The sequence below is a fragment of the Tolypothrix sp. PCC 7601 genome, from assembly GCF_025677855.1.
GTDB classification, from domain to species: Bacteria; Cyanobacteriota; Cyanobacteriia; order Cyanobacteriales; family Nostocaceae; genus Aulosira; species Aulosira diplosiphon.
The window spans coordinates 5,968,950-5,989,904 of sequence record NZ_CP064879.1 but is presented as its reverse complement, the minus strand read 5'-3'; the positions used below and the strand labels follow the sequence as shown (position 1 = coordinate 5,989,904).

At 39.8% G+C, this 20,955-nt stretch carries 12 protein-coding genes; 5 read left to right on the top strand and 7 right to left on the bottom strand.

Going from position 1 to position 20,955, the window contains the following annotated elements:
• The first annotated feature begins 503 nt into the window (after positions 1–503).
• A complete protein-coding gene (locus tag HG267_RS24590; RefSeq protein ID WP_155539007.1) occupies positions 504–719 on the top strand; it encodes a hypothetical protein in 216 nt (71 codons plus the stop codon).
• A gap of 252 nt (positions 720–971) precedes the next feature.
• Positions 972–1,166 (top strand): hypothetical protein, encoded by a 195-nt coding sequence (locus HG267_RS24585; protein WP_045868409.1) that lies wholly within the window; start codon positions 972–974, stop codon positions 1,164–1,166.
• A 59-nt stretch (positions 1,167–1,225) separates the two neighbouring features.
• Here the strand turns inward: HG267_RS24585 and HG267_RS24580 are convergent, their stop codons facing one another.
• Positions 1,226–3,901: an AAA-like domain-containing protein gene (locus HG267_RS24580; protein ID WP_096621882.1), complete on the bottom strand. Its 2,676-nt coding sequence runs from the start codon at positions 3,899–3,901 to the stop codon at positions 1,226–1,228.
• A 250-nt stretch (positions 3,902–4,151) separates the two neighbouring features.
• Entirely contained in the window at positions 4,152–5,753 is a 1,602-nt protein-coding gene (locus HG267_RS24575) for an AAA-like domain-containing protein (protein WP_045868407.1), read from the bottom strand.
• A gap of 461 nt (positions 5,754–6,214) precedes the next feature.
• Here HG267_RS24575 and HG267_RS24570 point away from each other — a divergent pair, with 461 nt between their 5' ends.
• Together HG267_RS24570 and HG267_RS24565 are read left to right on the top strand one after the other, a co-directional pair.
• Positions 6,215–7,183, top strand: a complete 969-nt coding sequence (locus tag HG267_RS24570; RefSeq protein WP_045868406.1) for a YegS/Rv2252/BmrU family lipid kinase — start codon at positions 6,215–6,217, stop codon at positions 7,181–7,183.
• A 118-nt stretch (positions 7,184–7,301) separates the two neighbouring features.
• Positions 7,302–8,864, top strand: a complete 1,563-nt coding sequence (locus tag HG267_RS24565; protein ID WP_045868405.1) for a metallophosphoesterase — start codon at positions 7,302–7,304, stop codon at positions 8,862–8,864.
• On the opposite strand, the gene HG267_RS24560 is transcribed toward HG267_RS24565, so the two are convergent.
• Positions 8,861–9,721, bottom strand: coding sequence for an SGNH/GDSL hydrolase family protein (locus tag HG267_RS24560; RefSeq protein ID WP_052335070.1), 861 nt, complete (start codon positions 9,719–9,721; stop codon positions 8,861–8,863). The two genes, HG267_RS24565 and HG267_RS24560, sit on opposite strands and share 4 nt — an antisense overlap.
• 404 nt (positions 9,722–10,125) lie before the next feature.
• Between HG267_RS24560 and HG267_RS24555 the strand changes: the two genes are divergently transcribed.
• Entirely contained in the window at positions 10,126–15,516 is a 5,391-nt protein-coding gene (locus tag HG267_RS24555; protein WP_309227613.1) for an ATP-binding sensor histidine kinase, read from the top strand.
• A gap of 431 nt (positions 15,517–15,947) precedes the next feature.
• On the opposite strand, the gene HG267_RS24550 is transcribed toward HG267_RS24555, so the two are convergent.
• The 4 genes from HG267_RS24550 to HG267_RS24535 form a co-directional block, all read right to left on the bottom strand.
• On the bottom strand, positions 15,948–18,194 hold the full coding sequence (locus tag HG267_RS24550; RefSeq protein WP_045868404.1) for a cation:proton antiporter: 2,247 nt from the start codon (positions 18,192–18,194) through the stop codon (positions 15,948–15,950).
• A gap of 285 nt (positions 18,195–18,479) precedes the next feature.
• On the bottom strand, positions 18,480–18,887 hold the full coding sequence (locus HG267_RS24545) for a hypothetical protein (RefSeq protein WP_045868403.1): 408 nt from the start codon (positions 18,885–18,887) through the stop codon (positions 18,480–18,482).
• A 777-nt stretch (positions 18,888–19,664) separates the two neighbouring features.
• Complete coding sequence (locus HG267_RS24540) at positions 19,665–20,099, bottom strand: CAAD domain-containing protein (RefSeq protein WP_045868402.1); 435 nt, start codon at positions 20,097–20,099, stop codon at positions 19,665–19,667.
• Positions 20,100–20,410: 311 nt separating this feature from the next.
• Positions 20,411–20,875: a BON domain-containing protein gene (locus HG267_RS24535; RefSeq protein ID WP_045868401.1), complete on the bottom strand. Its 465-nt coding sequence runs from the start codon at positions 20,873–20,875 to the stop codon at positions 20,411–20,413.
• Between the last annotated feature and the right edge of the window lie 80 nt (positions 20,876–20,955).

Below are 20,955 nucleotides of genomic sequence, written 5' to 3'. Positions count from 1 at the left end.
TACGACAAGCCGCTCCGCGTCTACGCATTCTCCCCCAGACAGTGAAATTGTGAGTTGGTGCGATCGCATTCTCCCCCAGACAGCAAAATTGTGAATTGGTGCGATCGCATTCTCACCCAGACAGCAAAATTGTGAATCGCTGCGATCGCATTCTCACTTCATAGCAAAATTGTGAATTGGTGCGATCGCACTCTCACCCAGACAGCAAAATTGTGAGTTGGTGCGATCGCACTCTCTCTCAAACAGCAAAATTGTGAGTTGGTGCGATCGCATTCTCACTTCATAGCGAAATTGTGAATCGCTGCGATCGCATTCTCACCCAGACAGCAAAATTGTGAATCGCTGCGATCGCATTCTCCCCCAAACAGCAAAATTGTGAATTGGTGCGATCGCACTCTCACCCAGACACCGAAATTATGAATTGGTGCGATCGCATTTTCACCCAGACAGCGAAATTATGAATTGGTGCGATCGCATTCTCACCCAGACAGCAAAATTGTGAGTTGGTGCGATCGCACTCTCACCCAGACAGCAAAATTGTGAGTTGGTGCGATCGCCTTCAAAATCGTTTTGATCATCGTCAAAATCATTTTAATCGTCGTCAAAATCGTTTTGATCATCGTCAAAATCATTTTAATCGTCGTCAAAATCGTTTTAATCGTCGTCAAAATCGTTTTAATCGTCGTCAAATCGTTTTATCATCATCAAAATCGTTTTAATCGTCGTCAAAATCGTTTTGATCATCGTCAAAATCGTTTTGATTGCAATCTGAGTCGATCTGATCGCATTTTCACTCAAACAGTGACATTGTGAATTGGTGCGATCGCTTAACGCAGGGATACGGGAAAGTAGAGAAATAATACCAATTTGAAAAAAGAATGCGCTAGATGGTAGGGGCAAGGCACTGCCTTGCCCTCTAGAATATATTGATGTCTCGCAAACATTATTTGAATTGATATAACAAATTACTAATGACAAATAACTATCGACCGCAAGCAAAGCCAGAGAAACGAAATCATTGGGGTAGTCGCTTTTTAACCTCAGTAATTAAGAGTGCTAAACCCAAAAAATCTTCGCCGGGACAGATGAGTTTACCTTGGGACAATCAAAAAGTAACGGAATCTACGGAGGTGCATGAAGTAGCAGGAGGATTTATGAAATGCTGATGGTTACGTGGAAAATGAGGCGGAAACAAATATTCACAAACTTCTGAAAGCCTTAAATGTTACACTTTACAAGTCGCAGCGCGAGAGAAGAAGAACCCTGTAGCGCGAGAGAAGAACACCTCCGACGGCCCCGTAACCCGTACATACCCCGCTACAGCTTCCCTCCACGGTAGGCTTCCCGTACCATACGTAGGGTCATCTTTAACAAGCTTCAGCAGTTCGTCATACCTCAAAAAGTCGCCTCCTCTGCCGCCCGTTTCTGAGTCCCTAGTTTTTTTGTCATCATACCATCCTACTGCCGTGGCAAACCGATAATAATTTTCCACATCTTTGTCATTCCACTCTTCTGGCTTTATACCCAGCCGATTCCCCGTGCTTATCCATATTTCCTTCTGCACACTAAAGCCAAAACGTTTATCTGAATTAACCCAAAGCTGGTCTATTTTTTTCAGGTCTGGACAAGAAAAATTATTAATAGAGTCGAGATCTAAATACTCTTCTTTTTCTCTTTTAGCAATATTGAGCATGAGTTGATCTGTTTGCAGATCAGCTGCTTGCCAATTTTTAGCCTTCAAAGAATACTCAAGTTGAGCATATAAATGTTGGGTAAGAGATTTTTCTACCCGTTCTCTCAAAGGGGTGTTGGTTGAGAGTAAATTCAGTAAATTGCGATGAACAGTTTCAATATCTTTGGCTGCGAGTAATTGATTAGTTTTTGTAAAAGGATTAGTTTGATCTGGGTTTTTATTAAGGATTTTAAATGCTAATTTATAAGATTCTATAGCTTGGTTTTTTTCTTTTTTATGTACTAGAAAACTACCTTTAACCTTATTAGCCAAAACTTGAATTTGTAATCCTTCACTAGAATTAATACTTTTATCTGCTTGTACTAAAAAAATATTGCTTTCTTTAATTTCTTTTTCTGCTTCATCCCACTTTTTTAAATGCTGATATGCTTGTGAACTAGAAGCAAGTAGTAGAGCTTGCTTAAGGTTATAGTCTTTAACGTTGAATGATAAACCTGCTAATCTTAATGCTTCGTCTGATTCATCTGTCAGATTTTCATTACGTAACTCTCCAGCCAATTCAGATAGTTTTTGTACATTTTCAACATCTTTCTTTGCTAAAACCAGTTGACTTTGTGCTTCTAATAGTTTCCTTCCTTCCCTTGCTGCAAATACTCCTAAAATTATCGCAATAAACACCGCCAAAAATAAAACAGCAGTTCCATTACGAATCTTCTGTTGAGCTTTTTGATTAGCTACACTTAGTAATTGATTTCTTTTCTCTGTTGCTTCTTTATCCTGTCTTTCTCTTTCCAAAGCAGCTTTTTGTTCCTTAACTGCAATCTTTTCTTGAATTTCTTGCTCTTTACTCGCTGCTAAAAACTGCTTATCTTGATAACTTAAACTCTTATCTTTTACCCATACTTCAGCTTCTTCTAAAGCCTTTCCCCTCAATAATCTAGATGTATCCTTTCCCCCAGAAGCCACCCAAAAGCGGAAATTCTCTGAATATGGACGCAGATTTTTTAATTGATTATCTATCCAATTTTGATTAAAAACTTCGTTGTATATGGGATTATAAACTCTTAAATTATTTTGCTGCCTAAAAACCAATCCTGAAAGCTGTAACTCACTTTGCTCTAAAGTATCATTGGCTATAATTTCAGAGGAGATTTGAAAATTCCTCTTGTCGGTATCAAAAGTTTCAGATCCCTCTAAATCTCCCTTAAAAAGGGAGACTTTGATTTCAGTTCCCCCCTTTTTAAGGGGGGTTAGGGGGGATCTTGAATGTTCATCCCTCAATCTAATTTGCCGATACAGTTCTAGCAAATATCCAGCACGTTGTTCATCCCGCAAAATTCGAGCTTGAATTGTGCGTAAATGCTCAGGCTCATCTTGCGATTCCCAATTTGCAATAATCCGCGACTTTACTACCTGCTCAACATTGCGAGGATTGTCTTGCAAAGATTCTTCTATCATCAACTGACAAAGTTTTTGCGTCAGAAATGGTTGTCCTCCTGTCCAAGATAAAATTTCCTCCATGACTGCTTGAGGATGAGAAAATCTCCCTGACATCCCCCTAGCTAACGGCTCAACTTCATGCAATTGAAAACCAGTCAAAGAGATAGCTTGACCAATATTAAACGGAGTGCGTTGTTTATCCTCAATCAAATTACTAGGTGATGCGACTCCCAACAGACAAAAAGTCAGGCGATTATATTCAGGATTATCAACCCGCTTGTTATAACAGGCGCGAATCAGTGCAAAAAAATCATCTGTCGGAAACTTCAGGCTGAGTACACTATCAATTTCATCAATAAAAATAACAATATTTTCTTTAACTTCAAGCAGCAATATTTCTTCTAAAAACTTGCGAAATCTCGTTACCAGCGAATTTAACTGATTAGCTTCCCACCAATCACCAAAATCTACATCTAAGTCAAAAGTTTCAATTAAATTATCAATTAAATCTGCATACCATTGTTCCGGCGGTACATTTTGAATCCCCCCAGCCGAAAGGTCAATTGCTGCACATTGTACGCCTTCTTCTCTGAGTCTTTGCATGGTTCGCACCCGCAAGCTAGACTTTCCGCTTTGTCGGGAGTTCAATACATAACAAAACTTTCCCGCTTTTAATCCCGCATACAAATCACTGTCAGCTTGGCGTGTAACATAGGTGCTGGCATTTTCCGGTAAACTTCCAGAAAATATATATTGGTCATTTGTCATTTGTCATTTGTCATTTGTTATTGGTCATTGGTCATTGCTCATTGGTTATTTGTCATTGGTCATTGCTCATTGGTTATTTGTCATTTGTCATTGGTCATTTGGTATCGGAGAGCATCCCATTTTTTTGACTGTCATTGCGAACGTAACGAAGTGGAGTGAAGCAATCGCAAAGTCTAGCTGCTGCGATTGCTTCGTCGTTCCTCCTCGCAATGACAAGAGCTGTCTTTACACATTTGGAATACTCCCGATATTACCCTAAACGCACTGCGAAATACTGACGATATAATTCATAACTGGGAACACAATCATTACCTGAAAGTTTTACCAATCCTAAACTATGTAACTTGAATGCTACCTCAGTATCTAACCTAACGGGTGCATTCGCCATTACTACTTGTTTATACCCTAACTCAAGCAGAGAATTATGTTGTAAATGCCATAATTGCTGTCGCAAATGGTCGCTAAAAATTCCCTGTTCTGTTGGCGCAAGTTGCAAAAGTTCTTTTATAGTAGCTTGGGGATTTTGCAGGTAAGCGACTGCTTGCTGGATTAAATCAGGGTGTCCTCCTACTAACTTCATCAACTCACTTAAGGCTTGCGTACCTAACTTATCTGCTAATTCATATTGCTGGGTAAGAAATTCTACTTGTTGGAGATTAAATTCCGATAACTCAATTGGTAATCCCACATTAAATGGAGAATGATTAGTATCTAAAGTAGGATATGATTCTGTGGAATGAACTACAACTAATCGCAGTTTCTTCCAGAGATTACCAATTTTATCTCCTTGTTTAGCTGCTTCATACCATCCCCGCAGTAATAAACAAAATGAAGGGAAAATATCTGGATATCCAAACAGGCGCTCAAAATTATCGATAGCTAATACTAAAGGACTATCGCTAGCAGCTAATAAATATTTTTGAAAATATCGAGTACAGTTTTTATTTAATCCAAAAACATCTTGCCAATATTTATCTAATTGCGGTTCTAATTCCAGGCTATCAGCAACATCAACACATAACCATTGTAAAAATGTCTTTGCGTCAGATAGAATCTCACTATCAGCCAGTTTTAAATCTAATTTTGCTGTTCGATAACCTTCCTGTCTACTATGATTAAGGACTTTCTCTAACAGCAATGTTTTGCCCATTCTCTGCGGTGACCTAATGCGAATTAACGCCCCAGGTTGCAAAATTGCTTCATAACATTTCGCCTCAATTGGCGGTCTTTCTATATATATTGTCGTTGTCTCTGCTGCAGAATTTAATGATGCTGTATCTGATTTGGTAATTAATTTAGGTGTGAGATTTTCTGCTATGCCAGCTACACGAATCAAGCTACAACCTAACTTATAAGCAAACTCATAACCTTTATCTGCACCCAGCGCATCATAAAAACCCACTGCAAATTCAATAGCTGCTTTATCGCCAATTCTCTGACTCATACCGACAACATAATTAATATGTCTTGCTATTTCCCCAGCTTGATATTGAGAAAAACATGCATTGAGTACAACACATTCTACTTGGTCAGCAAATAGTTGAAATAACCCAGCTAAAGCTTCTGCATCAACTAATTTAATTTGACCAGATTCATCTTCAAATACTAAACCTTCTTCTCCTGTTCCATGCCCAGAAAAGTGAATAATCTGCGGTTCGTATTCTAAAATAGCTCTGTGTATATCTCTGTAACGTACTGCTTCTGCTGTAGCTATGGAATATTGGTCACGATTCTTTGACCTTTTCAATCCTTCCTTAATTTCGCGCATCTCTTCACCCAAACGCAGTGGATGGGTATTTTTGGGATTTGCGGATAAAAGCAGGATTTTCAGAGTTTGATTATAATCACTCATTATGCAATTTGCACCGGATAAGCCTAAAAACTAGGCTAAACTGGCAGATATATACATTTTGAGTATGCGGTTTTTCGGAATCTATTACAAGAAGGGGAAAGGGTGAAGGGTGAAAGGTGAAGGGTTGTTTGAAAAGTAATTGGTTATGATTTTCACCACTTGTTGATCCCCCCAACCCCCCTTGAAAAGGGGGGCAAAACCTCTGAAAGTCCACGCCACTTGCTACAAGTCGGGGAACCCGCCCAACGCAGTGGCTCCCCTTTTTAAGGGGGATTTAGGGGGATCTAAAACGTTTTGCTCAAACATCAAATATAAATTCAATCCCTTTCCCCTTTTCCCCTTTCCCCTTTCCCCAATTATTTAAATCGGCAACCTGTCGTCAGGAGGAAGAGAGAATTTTCTAGGTATGTTATGAATAATTTTGATATTTTAATGAGATTAGTTATTAAGTTTTTATTTATATGAAGCGTTCCGCCTGTCTTATTTTTAATCCTGTTGCTGGTCAGGGAGACTCAGAACAAGAACTCAATCAAATTCGTGCATTATTAGAACCAGAAATAGACTTAGATGTTTACTTTACTACCGAAGAAATTGGTGCTGACAAACTGGCACAGGAAGCAGTTCAGCGTGGTGTAGATGAAATTATTGCTTCGGGGGGTGATGGGACTCTCTCGGCGGCGGCTGCTGCTGTAGTTAATACGGGGATTCCTTTAGGGATTATTTCACGAGGTACGGCGAACGCCTTTGCCACAGCTTTAGGCATTGCTGACACCATTGAAGCTGCTTGTGAGACTATCTTGCAAGGTGCAACGCGCAATGTAGATATAGCCTACTGCAACGATTTGCCAATGGTGTTGCTGGTAGGCGTGGGTTTTGAAGCGGAAACCGTAGAAAAGGCAGATAGAGAAGCCAAAAATCGCTTTGGGATTATGGCCTATGTTCTCGCCGGACTTCAGCAATTGCGGGAGTTAGAAAGCTTTGATGTGGAAATTGAGACAGAAGACAAAATCATCAAAACTAGTGCTGCGGCTGTCACTGTAGCCAATGCTGCACCGCCGACTTCCGTATTAGCGCAAGGGCCAGCTGGGATTATTTATGATGATGGATTACTGGATTTAACGATTGTAGCCCCCGTGAATAAAGCAGGTGCGATCGCAGCTACATATCACCTCTTTCAAACTGCTTCAGCAGGTCATCCAGTGGAACGTGATGATATTGGCTACCTCCGCGCCAAACAATTTAAAATCACCACAGAACCACCACAAAAAGTAGTCTTAGATGGCGAAATCATCGGCACAACCCCCATTGAAGTCAAATGCGTCCCCGGCGGTTTGACGCTTTTTATCCCCCAGGAAGAAGAAGAAGTACCAGTTGAGAAGTTAGATGGACTACCCAATTTGGTAATTGAGATGAAGGAATCGGGGGAATAGGGATAAACAATTCAAAATTCAAAATTCAAAATTCAAAATTAAGAACTGTATTTGACCTTTGACTTTTGCCCAATGCCCCACGCCCCATGCCCCATGCCCACTTGAGGAGTAAATTCTATTGAAACTAGTTTCTGATCCGGCGATCGCAAAAAAAATTAGTAAGATGCAGCAACGGGTAAAATGGCAAGACCCGTTAATTTTGGAACGCGGGATTGACCAAACTCGCTTGGTTCTGGATGATGGTCACGCGGATGATGGGGAGTTTTCGTTTTTGGTTGTGGGTGATAGTGGTTCCGGGACACATAAGGGACATGATCCGCAAAGACGGGTAGCGGAATTGATGTTACCCCACCATGATGAATGTCGTTTCATGTTGCATACTGGCGATGTGATTTATTTGGTGGGGTCGAGGGAGTACTATCAACAAAACTTTATCCAGCCTTACCAGGAGTTTCTGGTGGGGGGAGAACAGCCGAAAAAGATTCCCTATGACAAAATGGTTTTTCAGTTGCCGATTTTACCTGTACCGGGAAATCATGATTACTATAATCTGCCAATTTTATTTGGTATAGCTTCGGTGACTACATTACCTATTCGGCGGTTGTTAAAATCGCGGCTGGATTTAGATGTGGGTTTGTATGGTTCAGGGACGGGTGAAGCTTATGCCAGAGCATTTTTAGATTATCTCTGCGGTATCCAATCTCCGGTAGATTTAGCTAATCATTTAGATAAATATTACACTGCAAATACAGATAGCGGTCGCTGTCTCTCTTACCAGCCGGGAAGCTTTACTCGCTTGCCAAACCGCTATTATACGTTTCGCTATGGTGGTATAGATTTCTTCGCACTGGATTCTAATACATTTAACGATCCGCCACCACTGCCTAACACTCAAGAAGGCAATAGCGATCGCAGAATTTTAGAGAAACGCCGCGCTAGTTTAGAACAAGAAAAGCAGCAAATTACAGCCACCTCAGCGTTGCTAAGTCCCAGCAATCCTAAGGATGCGGAACAATTAGACGATTTACAAGTTAAACTTACCCAAATTGAAGAAATTATTGTTGATATAGAAAAGCAACTCGACAGTAACAAAATAGTACTAACTGATATCGAACAGCTAGATTGGCTAAGGCAAAAGCTAATTGAATCTTGGCACAATAAAGAAGTGCGCGGCAGGATAATTTATTTTCACCATCCCCCCTACGTGACTGAAGCGACAAAATGGGAACAAGCGCAAACTCTAGCAGTGCGTACTCGGTTGCGTGGAGTGTTAGATGCAGTAGCAGAAAAATTAGGTTCTCTAACTGAGGGCCGTCCTTTAGTAGATTTAGTTATTAACGGTCACGCCCATTGTCTAGAATATCTGCAAACCGCAGACACCGGACACGCTGATTCCCATATTCCTTGGATTGTTTGCGGTGGTAGCGGTTTTAGTTTGCGTCGCCAACGGGAAGAAGGGCCAGAGTTACAGGAAATGATGGCGGATGGCGAGAAATTAGTAGCGCGATCGCAGCTGTTCATCGGACGCAGCGGCCAGGGTTTCAACAAACACAGACCTTACTCTTGTTTGCGAATTGATGTTAAAGGCGAAGGCCAGCCTAAATTTATTGTCCGTCCCTTAGTGGCTGAATGGTATCAGCGACAATGGTGCGATCGCGAAATTGAACCCTTTGAGATTTAGCGCTTGGATAAGATGGCTAAAGCTGCATCCGCGATTAATTTATTAGTCTTGGTTGTGAAATGTACTTGATCCCAAAATACATACTCATCTGGATTGCTAGATTCTACCAGGGAGCTAGCTTGAGTTGTGTTTGTGAAGCCAAATTTTTGCGGATGTGCGATCGCGTCATCCACAACAGACTTGACATCGAACAACATTAAATTAATTTTGTCTTCAAAAGTATAGGCAATTTCTTGCAAAGATGCGTTATGTTTTTCTACTAATTGAGTCACTAAATGGGAATTTGTAATCTGATTTACTTCTGGTGCTAGAGGTGTTTTTCCAATATCAATAACATTAACTAATAAAATATTTCTGGCACCTGATGCAGTTAAATTTTGTATGGCTGTAGAAATATTGGCGATAGTAGTAATAGTGTCACTATATTTAGGAATACCATTGACAAATGGCGCATAATCCGCAGCCCCAGCCCAGATAATATATAGTGCATTTGGCTGAATATGCGGCTTGCGGCTGGTATATGAATCTATTTGTTGTTGCAATCCTGGTAAATTTGGTAAATCAGGAATTACAGCCGGAAATAAATTTTCTGTACCTGTGGTTGCGCCTCCAACTGCAAAATTGATCCCGTGATTACTGGCGCTATTTTCTGTACTTGGTTGTATGCTTAATTTTAAACTGTCTGCGAGATAGTCAATCCACAGCAGACCATTAGAAAATCGCCCATGATAGTTGGGCGGTGCAGCTAGAATACCACCAGTAGTATTGAAAGCATTGCCAATATCGGAATAACTATCACCAAAAACATAAAGATTGCTGAAGTGTTTTAGCTCTGATTTGTGGAATTGCTGTGTCATATCTATGCAATACTTCCTGATAATTAACAAACTGAATCATAATTTCGCTACAGGTATAGCATAGAAATTTTAAAAATAGGTTTATTGGCGGGGAATGCTGATTTTTGGCTATTAATGGGGCTTAGAGACAATGAAATTTAGCCGCAGGGCACCATCCATGCAGAGGTGCTTAAGCAAAAGTTGCTGCCCAGATCCCCGACTTTTTGAAAAAGTCGGGGATCTAAATCTCGCTAAAGTAAGTGACATTCCATCCTACGGTTATTTTATGTTTACTTTATAAATAACTCTTAAACTTATTGAGTGATTGGCAGACTAATTTATATTTTTACTGGCTATAGTTATTTAACTCTCTTCCACGGGAAATCTAGATATATAAAAATCATGATATCAGCAGGGAAAATATTGTGTCGCCATTGTTCGGGATACTAGGGTATGAAATCACAGAAGTTGTTCATGAGGGGATAGACACCATACTTTACAGGGGAACCTCCCAGACGAAGCAACAACCAGTAATTCTCAAAGTACTGAAAGCTGACAACCCTAGCCTAGAACAGATTTTTCGACTCAAACAAGAATATAAAATTCGCGAAAATTTAAATTTAGCAGGTGTGGTTAAAGTTTATGGCATCGAAAACTATGAACATCGTTTAGTTCTGGTTTGCGAAGACTTTGGCGGTATTAGTCTCAAACAATGGCTTTCCACAGAAAAACCTTCTCTTCTCTGTTTCCTGAACATCGCAGTTGCATTAGCCACAACATTAGATTCTCTACATCAACAACACATTGTCCACAAAGATATTAAGCCAGCTAACATCATCATCAATCCTCAATCCCAGCAGGTGAAACTCACCGACTTCGGTATCGCTTCCCGGTTGGATCAGGAAACTCCCCAAATTAGCAATCCCAACCATATGGAAGGGACTCTAGCATATATGTCGCCAGAACAAACAGGACGCATGAATCGTTCTGTCGATTACCGTAGTGATTTTTACTCATTGGGAGTGACATTTTACGAAATACTCACAGCACAACAACCCTTTCAAAGTAATGACCCCTTAGAGTTAATTCACTATCATATTGCCAAACAAGCACCAAAATTAGAAGGTAGAAGAGAAGAAATACCACAAGCTATCTCTGAGATTGTCGCCAAACTGATGGCGAAGAATGCTGAAGATCGCTATCAAACTGCGGCTGGGCTATTGGCAGATTTAGAATTATGTTTAGCACAACTAAAAACTCAGGGGACAATATCAAAATTTACCCCTGGAGAACGCGATCGCACAGCAAATCTGCTTATTCCCCAAAAACTCTACGGACGGGAACAAGAAGTATCTATGCTACTATCTGCGTTTGAGCGGGTAGCAGCATTACAATCGCAAATTGAGTTAGTGTTGGTATCTGGTTACTCGGGGATTGGTAAATCATCCTTAGTCAACGAAGTTCACAAGCCGATTGTTCGCCAACGGGGTTATTTTATCCGTGGTAAGTTCGATCAGTTTCAGCGTAATATTCCTTATGCTTCGTTAATTCAGGCGTTACAAAGTCTGATCCAACAGTTACTGACAGAAACCAATGCTCAATTAGAACTGTGGAAACAGAAATTGCTGTCAGCTTTGAATGGTAACGGACAAGTAATTATTGATGTCATTCCTGAAGTTGAACGGATTATTGGCAAACAGCCTTTAGTACCGCAGTTAGGTTTAAAAGAAGCGCAAAACCGATTCAATCAGGTATTTCAAGATTTTATTCAAGTTTTTACCCAAAAAGAACATCCTCTAGTCATCTTTTTGGATGATTTGCAGTGGGCTGATTCTGCTTCCCTTGATTTCATTCAAGTGTTAATGACTAACTCAGATACTCAATATCTGTTACTAATTGGAGCATATCGAGATAATGAAGTAACTGCTAGTCACCCTTTAAATAAAACCTTAGAAGAGATTTCTCAAGCCGGAACCATCATCAATAATATTGTGCTGTATCCCTTGGGGTTGAACCATGTACAGCAAATTTTATCAGATACTTTAAATGATGAGAAAAATAGCTCATCTTTAGCAGAATTACTCTTCAACAAAACCCAAGGTAATCCCTTCTTCTTCACTCAACTCTTAAAAACCTTACACCACGATCAACTACTCAAGTTTGATTTTACTCAAAATTGTTGGCAATGGGATTTACAACAAATTCAAGCTACAGGAATTGCAGATAAAAGTGTTGTAGAGTTGCTAGCGGGTAATATTGCCAAGTTATCAGCCGCTACCCAAAATACTCTGAAATTAGCCGCTTGTATTGGTGCGCGGTTCAGTTTAAATATTTTAGCCACAGTCAGCGAACAGCGATCGCTCCTGGTGGCTGCTGCTTTAGAACCTGCTTTACAGGCGGGATTAATTTTGCCTTTGAGTAATGAATACAGCATCCCCCTACTATTTGCCGATGAAGAGTTGGAGATGATGGGGTTTGATAATTCGCAAATTACCTACCGTTTTTTGCACGATCGCGTACAACAAGCAGCATATTCACTAATTTTAGCATCGCAGAAGCAAGCAACTCACTTTAAAATTGGTCAATTACTGCTGCAAAGTAAATCAAAAGCCGAAATTGAGTCTCAGATTTTTGATATTGTCAATCAATTTAATTACGCCATAGAACTTTTTACTACACAGTCAAAAAAAGATGAATTGGCTCAATTGAATTTAACTGCTGGACATAAAGCCAAAGCCGCCGCCGCCCATGAACCTGCGGTAATTTATTTGCGAATCGCTAGAGGATTGTTAGCTGAAGATTGTTGGCAATCTCAATATAATTTGGCTTTGGATACCTATGTTGAAGGTGCAGAAGCAGAGTATTTAATCACTAACTTTGATGTAGCACAAAAACTATCAGATATTGTAATTCAACAAGCAGCTAATTTACTCGATTTAGTCAAAGTTTATGAACTCATAATAGACATGAATATTGCCCAATCCCAACAATTTCAAGGCGTAAAAGTGGGGATACAGGCAGTAGAAATGCTAGGAATTACTTTAGTTAAATATACAGGCGATCGCCACAGTTTACCGCAACTCCCATTGCTGTCAGATTTAGCAACTTTCCCAGAAATGACAGATCCATGTCATTTAGCAAGTATTCGCATTCTCAGCAAAATTTCTGCGGCTGCTTATCAATCTGCACCAGATATTTATCCCCAAATAGTCTTAACAATGGTGAATCTATGCTTAGAACATGGGCATTCACCATTGGCATCTTATGTTTATGGTGCGTATACTGCATTTTTGCAATCGATTATTGGCGATCCGGCTGCTGCTTATCACTCAGGACAAATTGCTTTTAGTTTATTAGCACAATATCCTGCCAAAGAATTAGAAGTTAAAGTTTATATGGTAGTTAGTACCTATGCTTTACCTGGTAAGGAACATATCAAATCTACATTTAATCCCTTAATTAAAGGTATTAATAGCGGCTTAGAAGTTGGCAATATTGCTCATGCTGGTTTAACTGTGATTGCTTATTGTACGCAACTATTTCTCTCAGGAGAAAACTTAGAATTAGTTAACCAGCGCCAAAATGAATATATTGAGCTACTGCGAAAACTCAAGCAGCAGCCTTATATGAGATATGCCAGGATTTGGGGACAATTAGTTGTCAATCTTCAGGGTGTAGTTGAGAAACCAGCCAATTTAAACGGAGAGATTTTTACTGAGGAAAATATTGTTCCTTGGTTTGAGCAACCTAAGTACTATCAAGGACTTTTTGCAGCTTATATTGCGAAGGTAATAATTTTGTATATCTTTGCAGAATATGAACAAGCTATTCATTATAGTCAAAAAGCTGCTCCTTATCAAAGAGCGACTTTAGGAATTATGTTGGCTTCTGTTTACTACTTCTACTATTCTTTGGCGCTATTAGCTAACTATAACAATATGGAAGTAGACCAACAACAAAAAACCTTAGAACAAGTAGAAATTAATCAACAAAAGCTCAAGCATTGGGCAGAATATGCACCATGTAACTTTCAACATAAATATGATTTAGTAGCAGCAGAAATCGCACGAGTTCAAGGAAAAGTTTTAGCAGCCATGAACTTGTATGATCTGGCTATTAGTGGCGCTGCTGAAAATAGCTACATTCAAGAAGAGTCTTTAGCAAATGAACGTGCTGCATTGTTTTACTTGGATTTAGGTAAAACTAAAATTGCCAAAACTTTTATGACAGAGGCTTATTATGGTTACATTCAATGGGGAGCGATCGCTAAGGTAACAGACTTAGAAAAACGCTATGCTGATTTGATTCCTAGAACTCAAGTTAGATCTAAAAGTCATCAAGGAATCATTGATGATTGCTTAACATCAATCACAACTCACCAGAACATAGCTAGAACTACAAATCATCTTCACAGCACTAACAATATCCTAGACTGGGCAACGGTGATGAAAGCAGCAGAAGCCATTTCCAGTGAAATTATTCTTGATCATCTCCTGAAAAAGCTGCTGCACATCTTATTAGAAAATGTTGCATCTCAAAAGGGTTGTTTAATTTTAGAACAAGAGGGTCAGCTACTGATCAAAGCTATTGATAAAGAACAAAACGATTCTGAAATTATTATGCAATCTACGCCTGTAGAAAACAGTGCAGATATCCCTTCTTCCTTAATTAATTATGTTGCTAGAACCCAGCAAACTTTAATTTTAGGTAATGCTAGCCAAGCGAGTATTGCTAGCACCGATCCTTACATCCTTCAGCATCAACCAAAATCGGTGCTATGTACGCCAATTTTGTATCAAGGTAAATTGATTGGCATAATTTACCTAGAGAATAACTTAACTACCGATGCCTTTACTAGCGATCGCTTAGAAATTCTCAAGCTGTTGTCAACCCAAGCTGCGATCGCAATTGAAAACGCTAGCCTTTACGCGCGCGAGCAAGAAAAATCCCAACAACTACAACAATCCCTCGAAAAACTCCAGCGTACTCAAGCGCAACTCGTACAAACTGAAAAAATCTCTTCTTTAGGACAATTAGTAGCTGGTGTTGCTCACGAAGTCAACAATCCTGTGGGCTTCATCAGTGGTAGTCTCTCCTATGCTGAACAGTATATTGCAGATTTGATTGCTCACTTAAATTTATACCAGCAGCACTACCCAAATCCGCCGAGTGTGATTCAAGAACACGGAACAAACATTGAGATAGATTATTTACTAGAAGATTTGCCAAAGATGATTGGTTCCATGCAGCTAGGAAGCGATCGCATCAAAGATATTATGCAATCTTTGCGGAATTATTCTCGCAATGATAATGGACAAAGAAAGCTGAGTGATATCCACAAAGGTATAGACACCACATTAATGATTCTGCAACATCGGCTGAAAGCAAAAGCTAATCGTCCCGCAATTCAGGTGGTGAAAAACTATGGTGATTTACCAAAAGTTCCCTGTTATCAGGGACAACTCAATCAAGTATTTATGAATTTATTGGCAAATGCCATTGATGCTTTAGAAGAAGCTAATGAAGGTAAAAATTATCAAGATTTAGAGCAACAACCCAACATGATTCATCTTCAAACAACAGTAGAAAATGAATATGCAGTAATTAGGATTGCAGATAACGGATTGGGGATGTCACAAGAAGTACAGCAGCTACTTTTTAACCCTTTCTTTACTACTAAGCCTGAAGGTAAAGGTACAGGGTTAGGATTATCTATCAGTCAGCAAATTATTACCGAAAAACATGGTGGAACTCTTGAGTGTAATTCTTCTCCCAGTCAAGGTACAGAATTTGTGATTCATCTCCCATTAAATTAAGACAATTTTAGATTTTGAATTTTGAATTTATAAGTGCTTACGCAAAATTATTTATGTCATTACGTTGGCCCTTGGCGTTCCCGAAGGCTTTACGCTCCACTCGCAATGACAAATATATATTTAATTTTGCATGAATACTTATTAGGAAATACAGTTCATACCAAATCAAATAATGTTTGCAACACATCAATATATTCTAGAGGGCAAGGCAGTGCCTTGCCCCTACAATCTGTCGCATTCTTTTTTCAAATTGGTATCAGTTAAGAAAATTAATTGATAACAAAACCAAAAAAAACAGTTACTTAACAAAAAAGCAGAACAATAATTTTGGAGGGGGTTTGGGGGACGCAACCGTCACCCAATCGGGGGTTTGGGGGAGAATCCCCCAATTGATCTGGCTTTTTTAATAACTGACAAATGTTGCAAATCCCTTAGTTACTACGCACAGTAATTACAGCCACCGGACACCGTGCTTTATTGAGAATAGCATCAACCCGATGACCAAAGAATACTCGACCTGTGATTGTTTGAATACTGCTACCTAAAACAATTAAATCTACTTGCTTAGTATGAGCATATTTAAGAATTTCAAACTCTGGAATACCAGCCAAAATTGCTGTTTTTACCTCAGCACCAAATCCTCGCCCCACCTCAGCTTGCTGCTGCACAATCTGTTTAGCAATGTCTGTAATAGAATCAATTGTCTGCTCCTCAAATAAAACATATTCGCGCTGAGTTCGGTTGACGACATTGACTAAAGTTACAGTTGCTCCAGTTTGAGCAGCAATTGTACTCGCCACTTCCACAGCGTGTAGGCTGTATTCATTCCCGCTAGTGGGTACTAAAATATGAGCGAGTTTATGATAACCAGTTGGCTCATTTGTCGATAAATTTGACTTCACTACCATTGTGGCGCAAGGAGATTCCTGCACTACTCGATCAACTAACAAGTTGAATACAGAACCACGAGAACGTTGATTTCCGGTTGCACCTAAAACAATCAAGTCATAGCCTTTATTGGCTTCTTTTAAAATCACATCCGCTTTGTTTTGTCCTGATTCAACTTTGGTCTGAATTAGTGAACCACTAGGAAGATTCATCTCGTTAGCTACGATAGCAATAGCATTTTCTGCTGTATTATCTTTAACAGCAGTTGCGACAGCTTTTACTGATTTACGTAGAGGCTGTTGATCGCTTTTAGCGTATAAAGCTGTCACTTCCAAAGAATTTTGATGTGCTAAATGGTTGACTAACTGAGCCGCTAATCTGACATTCGGCCCGCCTTGAGTGGGTATTAATATCCGACGAATGCGCTTGATAAAGCTGCGGCTAGCGAGTTCTTCTTGCTCTAAGCGTTGGGCTTCTTCTTCACCGATGGAGACTTTGGAAAGTGACCAACGTAGCAAAGGCGGAGCCATCAATGAGGTAACGATCGCCACCATAACGATAATGGAATACATCTGCGGATTCAGTACGCCCAAGGAAACCCCAATGGTAGCGACGATAATCTCCATCGCGCCTCTCGCATTCATTCCCGATCCCATTGCGATCGCTTCCCAGTGGCTTAATCCACCGACACGCGAACCGAGATAAGCACCACTAAATTTACCAACACAAGCGATCGCTAACACCACCAAACCCACTACAAAGGTTTGCGGAACCAATAATTGTACTAAATCTACCTTTAATCCTGCTGTAGCAAAGAAAATCGGCGCGAGAAACCCAGCCGTGATTAATTCCAGAGTTAAACCCGCCTCACGACTAAAACGGGGTGATTGTCCTGCTAAAATTCCGGTGACAAATGCTCCTAATGCGGCTTCAATTCCTAAGGTGTGGGTAAAAGCGGCTGCACTTAACGCCAACACCAACAAAGCAGACAAACTAGCTGTAGCGCCACCAATATAATCATCTACCCAGCGTAGCGCCCAAGCCATGAGCGATCGCCCTATAGTAAAAGCGATCGCTAAAAATAGTACTGCACCACCAATTGACCTAAATACTGTAGGAAAATCAAATTTCCCACTGGTTGCTAAACCAGAAACTACCGAAAGCAAAATCCAGCCTAAGGTATCATCAGTCATTCCCGCAGCTAGAGTCACCTGACCAATATCCCGGCGAATTAGCTTTAAGTCCATTAATACCTTAGCAATGACTGGTACAGCAGAAATACTCATCGCCGTAGCAATAAACAAACTAAAAATTAACCTTTGCTCAGGATTTGCTAAAAAGCTTTCTGGGAGAAACCAACCTAATCCCAATCCAGTTGCAAAGGGAATAATAATCCCCCCCAAGGAAATTAGTAATGCTGTTTTGCCTTTGCGAACAATTAAGTTAAGGTCGGTTTCTAATCCTGTGACAATTAGTAAGAACAGCACACCTAACCAAGAAACAACCGAAAGCAAATCAGACTGCGCCTGACTTTTAGGAAAAATATGATGCTGTAAATTTGGCAGAATCCAACCGAATACTGATGGGCCTAATAGTACCCCAGCGAGTAATTCGCCTACCACTGGTGGTAACTTAATCCGACGCATAAATTCGCCCAAACCTCTAGCCACTAGCAGTAGTAAAGCTAATTCCAGCAACACTAATAGCAACTCATGATGACCAAGAGGTTTAATTAAACCTTTTGCTGGTAATGCACTAGAGGCGAATAACAAGTTTAGCAGTTGATTCATGTTTTCAGTGGTGTTTGAATAATGCCAATGCAATACTACTCGGTTAAGGATTTTGAACTCAAAATTGGTTGTGGGTAAAAGGTTAAAGGTTAAGGGTTAAAGGTTTTTTTCCCTTTTCCCATTCCCCTTTTTTCCTTTAACCAACAGACAAGTATTGAATGCCAATGGATGAGATTATTAATAATAAAATCAATGACTTTACATAAAAATAATGATGAGGAAAACCCCTCATCATTCAACTTACAGTACCCCTAGAAAACTTAGAGAAATTTGACAGCAACAATGCTAGACAATTCCTGGCCCTTTACCGCGAACATCATCCTTATCTGTTAATTGACCTTCCTTATCTTCATTCGCTTCTATTAGTTCTTCTGAACGGTTGGCAATGTCTTGTTCGACTTCTTGACGTGCATCGCCAGGAACTTCATAATACATTTCTGGCTCAACTGCATAGTTGTTTAATAAACCTTCTTTATCTACAGTGTAGCCATCGGTGGTACGAATACTATCGCCCTCAGTTTGGTCGTCAGTAGGAGCGCTGGCTTCTCTTTCTTCTGTGGGGAGTGTTTTGTATAAGTCTCCTTCTCTTTCTTTACGAGCAGCGGTTTCTGCTGGAACAATACCTCTATCATATACATCAGATTCAACGCGATCTGAAGAGTCTATTGCTCTATTAAAATCTTTATTACTCATAATCTTGTCCTCGTTAAAACATTTTGTTCATTACTTCTTTGATTAGATTACGGTTTCAAAAAGGATAAGGATACTATCTTGAGAAGGGAATTAATTTGCATGAGTAAGTATTTACTCTATCAAAAGATATATCTTGATTGATAATTTCAAAGGTTTTGCTGCATTTCACAGCGTTTGAGAAATGTTATCCCAATTTGAAAAAAGAATGCGACAAACTGTAGGGGCAAGGCATTGCCTTGCCCTCTAGAATATATTGATATGTCACAAACATTATTTGAATTGATATTAGATAAATTGAAAAACTATTTGCAATGCATCCGTAACGCAAGAAAAGCATTGCCAGAGGTGCCTTACTCTCGCTGCTAACGCACCCTACTGGACTAATAAAAATAATAAATAATATAGAAATCCGATGTGATTTTTGAAAAAATTTCAGTTGATGCCGTACTCTCGCTGCTAACGCATCCTACTGGACTGACAAGACTAAAATGTGGCAATATAATTTTCTTGTGGGGTGGACATCTTGTCCGCCCAGGACGGGCAAGATGCCCATCCCACAAGAGTTTGAGCAATGCACTATTTTAGTCTAGACACGCTACTACATGGTTATTTATAAAGTAAAAATAAAATTACTGTAACCTAACGCACCATCGCGTGGATGGTGCGTTACTCAAAGTAGCCCAACGCAGTAGCTATATGATGGCGTACTCCTGCGGAGAAAGAGTACCCGCAGAAGCCTATACAGCATTCAGCACCCAGTAATGGGGTTTGCGGTACTTATTTACCCAAAATCTGTGCTTTAAACTGGTTAATTTCTCCAACTAATTCTTGTCGAGTGTTGGCTTTGAGTAGATAACGGAAGGTTAACCAACCTGTATAACCAATTCCAATCAACTCAAAAGTTGGTGCTATTAAAGGAATACTATTGACTGCAGACAGGATTGCTAATACTACTTTGAGTGTGACAATCGCTGACAAAATTAAAATGATGGTCACCAAAGGCTGCTGGTATTGCTGATAAAAGCTGCCTAAATATTCTGGCAAATTTGCCAAAAAATCAGAAACATTGCTCAAAATTTCCTGCAATTCTGAATTAGAATTTTTAGCAGGTGGTAGCTTTGGTAAGTTTTGATTGTCTGCCCCTGTAAGAGCTATTGCCCCTTCTGCTGAGTTAGAATTGGCTACTTCAATTGGCTGTTCTTGGGTTTCCATAAGTTTTATATGTTCGGTAACACAACAGTTTTTATAGGTGATGGAGCTTCCCTAATAATAATAGTACTTATTCTATAAAAATTACCTAATTTTTTATTCAAAAGTCTATAATCAAGGAAAATTTTTCTTTGATTATAGACTATTAAACCTGTAATTTAGATTTTGGGGTTATGTGCATTGCACCCTATTTAGGAAGGTGAATTAGTTTGTAGTCATAACTTCAGTTGTGCAAGATTTAAGTACTAAAGTGCTAACTACAAACTAGTTAAATTCATTTGGGCGATTTATGAATCCAGCTGCCGATGGATAATTTATTGTTGCTTAGGTGGAGCAACTGCGGCTTTAACTACTACTTTTGTGACACCTTTAATTTCTTTTGACAAAGGTTCAATCTTAGCTAACTGTTGCTGATTGTTAACAGTTCCGCCAACAGTCACAGTACCATCTTTTGCTGCTTCAACTGTTAAAGCACCATTGGGGATGTTAGCCTCTAATTTAGAGCGAACTTCACTGGCTAGGTCGCCTGTAGCTCTTTCTGCATCGCCGCCAGTGGTGTTATTGCGTTGTTCACGGGCGCGAATATCAGAGTTTAATTGTCTGCGGCGAGTTTCGCTTTGAGCATCTTGTTGCGCTGCTTCTGTGGCTTTGGCGCTAGGTGCTTGTACAGCTTCGTTAGGATTGGCGGGAGCAGATTCACTAGTTTTAGCACCATTATCACAAGCAACAGCACCAAAAATTAGAAGACTGCCAATTAAGAACGGTGTTAGCTTTTTCATTTGTTTACTCTTGGTATAAGAAGGGTTAATTGTGCTGATGTGTGTGGGAGAGAAGAAGGAGGGGGAAAGGGAAAAGGTGA